Origin of the sequence: Nitrospira sp. CR1.1, assembly GCA_014055465.1 — a bacterium.
Lineage (GTDB): Bacteria > Nitrospirota > Nitrospiria > Nitrospirales > Nitrospiraceae > Nitrospira_A.
This window is the reverse complement of record WIAF01000026.1, coordinates 1-6,113: the sequence shown is the minus strand read 5'-3', so window position 1 is coordinate 6,113 and position 6,113 is coordinate 1. Positions and strand designations below refer to the sequence as shown.

5 protein-coding genes are annotated in these 6,113 nt (G+C 59.9%); all 5 read right to left on the bottom strand.

Annotation, left to right across the window (positions count from 1 at the left end; genetic code table 11):
- A partial coding sequence (locus tag GDA65_20410; GenBank protein ID MBA5865048.1) for a copper resistance protein B occupies positions 1 to 517 on the bottom strand: 517 nt, incomplete at its 3' end.
- Between the two features lie 164 nt (positions 518 to 681).
- Positions 682 to 2,559: a copper resistance system multicopper oxidase gene (locus tag GDA65_20405; GenBank protein ID MBA5865047.1), complete on the bottom strand. Its 1,878-nt coding sequence runs from the start codon at positions 2,557 to 2,559 to the stop codon at positions 682 to 684.
- 330 nt (positions 2,560 to 2,889) lie between these two features.
- A complete protein-coding gene (locus GDA65_20400; protein MBA5865046.1) occupies positions 2,890 to 3,684 on the bottom strand; it encodes a hypothetical protein in 795 nt (264 codons plus the stop codon).
- Positions 3,681 to 4,427, bottom strand: a complete 747-nt coding sequence (locus GDA65_20395; protein MBA5865045.1) for a hypothetical protein — start codon at positions 4,425 to 4,427, stop codon at positions 3,681 to 3,683. The genes GDA65_20400 and GDA65_20395 overlap by 4 nt, the downstream gene beginning before the upstream one ends.
- Positions 4,427 to 6,113: 2Fe-2S iron-sulfur cluster binding domain-containing protein (locus GDA65_20390; GenBank protein MBA5865044.1), on the bottom strand; the 1,687-nt coding region annotated here is incomplete at its 5' end. The genes GDA65_20395 and GDA65_20390, both read right to left, overlap by 1 nt.

Below are 6,113 nucleotides of genomic sequence, written 5' to 3'. Positions count from 1 at the left end.
GTTGGGTCAGCAACAGATCCTTCGTCAACGTCAAACGCCCGGACACGGCGCCATTCTGATCGATGAACATGGTCGCCTCCATCGCGTAACTATAGGGCACAACCCCTTCGATCCCGATCGCCGCGTGTCCGCGGGTCACATTCCGCCCGCGAAAGGTTTGCGTTTCGAGGCGCGGGCCGATTTGAAAATCGTAATACTTGCCGAGGAACCGGCCGTAGAGCAGTTGAAAGTCCACGTCGTAGTCTGCTTTGAAGGCCGTATCCCGCTGGCCCTCGCTCTTGAACCACAGGCGGTTGTAATCGCCGCCGTAGTAGCCTTCGATATCCCACCGATAGTCGTCATTCGCTTTTGTTCCTCCCGGGCTTGGGCGGTACTCGAGGACGTCGAACAGAGTCCAGAGATGGTTCTCCTGATCGTTGACAGGCGGAGCCCAATCCTGTTGCGGCGAGGCGTTCGGCAAGGTGCGGACAGGTCCGCTGGGGATGTCCGATGCTCGCCCCAACGGTGACGGGACCATTTTCACTGGAGCACTGAGCGGGCCGGCTGAGTTGGAGTGACCAAGCAGACTGTCTTTATTCGATGTGTTGAACAGGGTCTGAGCCGGGGCGACTGAGGCAAAGAGGATGCTCAGAACACCGATTAAAATTATCACATAAGTCAGGCGAAGAGACATGATCTCACCTATAGCTCTTTGTCAGACACCTCGATGACGCGGAACATGCCCGCCTCCATGTGGAGGAGCAAATGACAGTGAAACGCCCAGCACCCAGGCGCATCCGCACTGACCGCGACAGAGACCCGTTCGGCGGGCTTCACGATGACGGTATGCTTCCGCGGCAGGTATGGTCCGGTCCCGTTCTCGAGGTGCATCCACATGCCGTGCAGGTGCAACGGATGTTCCATCATCGTATCGTTCACGAACGTAACGCGCAGCCGTTCTCCGTAGCGAAAACGAATCGGCTCCGGCGCGTCGGAGTATTTCTTCCCATCGAACGACCACATATAGCGGTCCCCCATATTGCCCGTGACGTGTAGTTCGATCTCTCGCTCCGGCTCCCGTTGATCGGGATAGGGCGTAAGGCTTTTCAAATCGGTGTAAAGCAGCACCCGCCAGGGGCTGTTTTCCAGCCCTCTGCCTGGTTCCCCAAACCGGGTCTGCGAATACTCGGCCACCGTTTGATTGCCGGTCCCATGATCGTCGGAGTCATGCTTGACAGGCTCGGCGCCGGGAGTCTTCGCACGAGGTTGACCGCCCATGCCGGGCATGCGCTCCTTGTGCAGATCATGCTGCATGTGCTCCATGTTCGGAGTGTCGGCTGAGGGCTTCATGCTCGGCCTCTCAGCGGGCGAACCCATGCCGGGCATCGTCATCCCGCCGCCGTTCGAATGCTGCATGCCCGGCATAGCCATCCCTTCCATACTCATCCCCATGTCTTCCATCGTCCGGAGAGGACGGAGACGACGCTCGGGAATAGACGCGGTCATCCCAAGCCGTGGCGCGAGCGTCCCACGTGCGAAGCCGCTGCGATCCAGTGTCTCGGCAAAGATGGTGTAGGCGCGGTCGCCAGTCGGTTCGACGATCACGTCGTACGTTTCCGCCGGACCGAAGCGAAACTCCTCCACGAGCACCGGCTGGACGTTCTGTCCGTCCGCCTGCACGACGGTCATCGTGAGACCAGGGATGCGGACGTCATAGAACGTCATGGAGGCCGCGTTGATGAAGCGCAGGCGGATTTTCTCTCCTGGGCGAAACAGTCCGGTCCAATTCGCGCCCGGAGACATGCCGTTCATGAGGTACGTGAAGGTGTAGCCGGTGACATCCGCGAAGTCCGTCGGGTCCATCCGCATCTCGTCCCACATCACGTAGTTCTTGAGTGTCGCCCACAGGCCCCAGCTCGCGATGTTGGAGAAGAACTCCCCCGCCGTGCGCCGCTGGAAGTTATAGTAGCCGGGGAGCTTTTTAAGATGGGCGAGGACGGCTTCAGGCGACTCGAAACTCCAGTCCGAGAGCATCACTATGTACTCACGGTCATAGTGAAATGGCTCGGGTTCGAGAGGATCAAGGATCATCGGCGCGTAGATCCCCCGCATTTCTTGGCCGCCCGAGTGGCTATGAAACCAGTAGGTGCCGCTCTGCTTGATTGGAAAGCGATAGGTGAACGTCGTGCCGGGCTTGATGCCCGCGAAGCTGACCCCCGGCACGCCGTCCATGTCGGGCGGCAGCAGCAACCCATGCCAGTGAATCGACGTTATTTCCGTCAACCGGTTCGTGACCCGCAGCGTCACGTCTTGGCCTTCTCGCAGGCGAACCACCGGGCCCGGGATCGTTCCGTTGACGGTCATCGCGGTCGCGGTTCGTCCGTTCACTGTAAAAGGTGTCTCCTCAATGGCCAGATCGATGACGTGACCGCTGAGCGTGGTCTGTAACCCGACAGATGCAGAGGCCTTCGTTACGTCGCCCGTCCAGGCGCAGGCGGGAATCAGTGGCTCTACCGCGGCCAGCAGCCCGAACGCCGCCGCGCGTTTCAGCAGCACCCGTCTAGAAATACTATCGGGCATCATTTGTATTTCCTCTCGCATTGTGGACTTATGATTAAGGTGAAGCCATTAGTTGTAACATCTGTGAGTATTGAGCAATAAATTTCGACTCGCCCTTCGCGTCATGAGATCACTCCTGTTTCCGAAAAGACCTCCAAATCTCGAATGCTCTGTTCAAAAGCGGTTTCCAGTCGGGCTGTGACGCATAATGGGCGGGCTCACCGATGGATAGCCGATAGAGATTTGCTGCGCACTGCGCCCATCGTTTGGCCGCGTCCGGTCCGTCTCGCGCACAGAGCGTTTCAAGGTGTATGCGTTCACTCATCTCGCCTCACGAGAGAACGACCATTCTCAATGATGCTTGTAGTACCCCACCCCTCGCAGATCGTTCCACGCTGTGGTTTGATGGCACCGGTAACATTGATTGACCTGCACGTTGTCGCAGCACCGGCTGCCGCCGAGACTCCCTTGGCTAATGGTTTTCTTCGATACCATGGCAAAGTGCTCCATATAGTGGCTCGGCGGCGCCTGATGGCACTGCGCACAGTCCAGCGACCGCGGGGAGGGATGCCGGTAGTCGGCGATCGTCCACTGGTCCGTCCCATGGCAGTCGCTGCAACCCGTGCCGAACAGACCCATATGGCGGTCTTTCGTCGCATGGCACGTGATGCAATCCAGCGCCGTCTCCAGCCGAACGGCCCCGGGCTGCTCGCGAAGCCAGCGCCGAATCAGGTCGGCCTTCGCAAAAGTTTCGGTCTTCGGGGGAGATTTGCTCAACTCACCCGAGCCGATCCGAGCAAGGGCTGCGTGGTTCATCACCACCGGACGCACACTCACGCCTTGGTGTTCGATGTGGCAGTCGGCGCATCGGCTGATGTCCGCATGGAATGCAGTGGGTTGCCGCTGGAGGAGGATGTCATTGTTCGCATGACAGACGATACAATTGGCCCCCTCGACGCCGTGAATCGAGGTGTGACAGGTACTGCATTTCTGTTCGAGGAACGCATGAGCGTTCGATAGCGGGCCCGGACTGATGAAGCCCTGCAACCGCCCAGCGTTCGCCGGCATGTGGACGCGAAGTGTTCCGAGAGCGATGGCCGCGAGAACCAGGCCGAGCACGATCGCAAGGAGGATCCATTTTTTCATGGGTGGAACCACCTCAGTCCATAATAAAGGCCAGCCCAGACATGAATGCCGAGAAGGACCATGAGAACGGCGGACAATACGATGTGCGCTGTCAGCCATCTACTGAAGGCCCGCTTCAACGTCTCGTGCATCTTGACGGCATAGTCCACATCCGCAATGGACTCTGCCAGTCTGATGGCTTGTAAGGCTGCCGCCACCCCAGTCTCGGTTGTCAGTCCCAACAGGAACCATCGCGACCATCGGTGTTGCAGTGCCGTCATGAACGGCGGCTGGGGGCCGGTGCGTAGTTCCACCGCCACCCTGTCGTAGGCCGCCTGCAATCCGGATAGCGTGGCTCTCTTTTCGCGCACCTCCTGGAACGTCTGATTGAGCAGGTAGCGCCCGATGAATCCGCTCACCACCACCAACAACATCGCGGCGGTCAGCAGCATGCCAAGCACGCTGTCGAATTTATGTCCCGTATGCAGCAGGCCGAGCATGGAGCCGCTAAGGCCGGCATAGACATGCCAGGCGAGCAGGGTGCGAAGGGAGCCCCTCTTTGTGACAAGGTTCTTGATCGCGGGGATCCGTTTCACCGGGGCATACAGGACACAAAAAACCATCAACAACGCTCCCGAGACCCCCAGGACACCTCCCGTCAGTGACCCGGCAAAGCGTGGTGAGCGGTGCACGGCAAAGCCGAGCCAGAGCGCCAGCAGCAGAAGCACCATGCCCGTCATGACCAGCCGTTCACGTTCCTGCATTACGCATCAACCTCCACATTGGCTGTGGACTTGGCCTGGCAAGCGAGAATGATGCTTGCCGCTTTGTCTTGCGGGGTCAGCGCCTCTTCGACCGCCATCGTGACCTGTCCTGACAAGAGTGTGACCTTGCAGACGCCGCAGTAGCCTTGCCGGCAGGAATAGTCGATGTTCACCCCTACGTCCTCTGACGCTTCGAGCACGGTCTTGTCCTTGGGCAGCGGCGCAGTCTTCCCCGAGCGAATGAATCGGCAGGCTGAGGTGACCACGGCCTGCCCCGGCTCCACAGAAGTGGGTGCGCCGGCGGCCGGTGCCGGCCGGGGCTCCGCCCCGAGAAAGTTTTCGCTTTTGACCTGGTCCGGCGGTACGCCCATGTCGGCAAGGATCCCCTTGACGGCCTCCATCATTGGGGGCGGTCCGCAGACGTGAATACGCCGCGTCGTGAGATTCGGGACGGCCTTCGTCAACAAGTCTCGGGTGACATGGCCCCGCGGGCCGGTCCATGCGGAGGAGGTTTCCCTGCTGAGCGAGATCGTCAGCTGGAAGTTGGCGTACCGCCGGACGAGATACTCCAATTCCTCATGGAAGATAATGTCTTGCATGGTGTTGCAGGCGTAGATCAGGAAGATCTCTCCGGTCCAGGCCTGATCCGTCAGACAGCGGATCGCGCTCATCAATGGCGTGATCCCGACGCCTCCGGCAATCAGCACGACGCTCGGGGCCTCATGTCCGCGAAACGTAAATTTTCCGAACGGCCCGCTGACGCAGATCAGATCTCCGACCTGAATCCGCTCATGCAGATAATTCGACACCAGTCCGGACGGCGTCTGCTTCACCGTCAACTCGCACAATGTCCGCCGGCAGGGCGAGGAGGCGATGGAATAGGATCGCTTCATCTCTTTGCCGTCGATGTTGACTGAGACGGTCAAAAACTGTCCGGGTTCGAACACAAAGGGAAGGAGAGGAAGGTCTCCGCCTGACGGATGCACCAGCCGGAACGTTCGCACATCGGGCGTCTCTTGGAAAATTTTGGCCACCCGAAGTTGTCCGGACCACCGGCCGGCCGGAATCGTCACCAGTGGCATGGCTGTATCTCGCGCTGCCGGTCCTGTGCTGGTCGCCATGGCGGGAGCGGGGCTCACGGTCCGTGGTGTCGTAGCCGCCGTCACCGGACCCGCGGAGAGCTCCTGTCTTCCTCCCGCCAGGCTCGCCAGCAGTGCATCTACACGCCGCATGCGATGATAGTACAGCCAGACCATAGAAGCGCTGAACGTCAGCAACAGAATCATCACGAAGTAATGAAACCAGGACAGTCCGAACAAGCCGTGCGGAGGCTGGCCTGATCCGGCAGGTAACAGGTTCATCTCACCCTTGAACCATTGCAATGCGACATCGCGCGGAGCTCTGGCTTCAGCGAGCGCGCGGTACCCCGCCAGCCCGCTTTCAAACTGCGCCAACCCCTCCCGCATCTGCTCCATGGCCTCCTGCATCACGACATAGTCGTCGCGAGTGGCGCTCGACGAGAGCGTCGAGATCCCTTCCGACATCAGTCCCGCGCCGTTCGTCATTCGCTCGTGGGCCTGACGTTCGACATCTGCCCGCTTCTCGGGTGGGAGGTCGGGAAGGCTCATCAAGGAGGGATAGAGGTCTTTGGGGGGCGAAGTCCCCATTCCCATTTCTCCCATGCCC

Coding starts and splice junctions, on each gene's coding strand:
- GDA65_20405 (MBA5865047.1), bottom strand. CDS start 2,559: ATGCCCGATAGTATTTCTAGACGGGTGCTGCTGAAACGCGCGGCGGCG.
- GDA65_20400 (MBA5865046.1), bottom strand. CDS start 3,684: ATGAAAAAATGGATCCTCCTTGCGATCGTGCTCGGCCTGGTTCTCGCG.
- GDA65_20395 (MBA5865045.1), bottom strand. CDS start 4,427: ATGCAGGAACGTGAACGGCTGGTCATGACGGGCATGGTGCTTCTGCTG.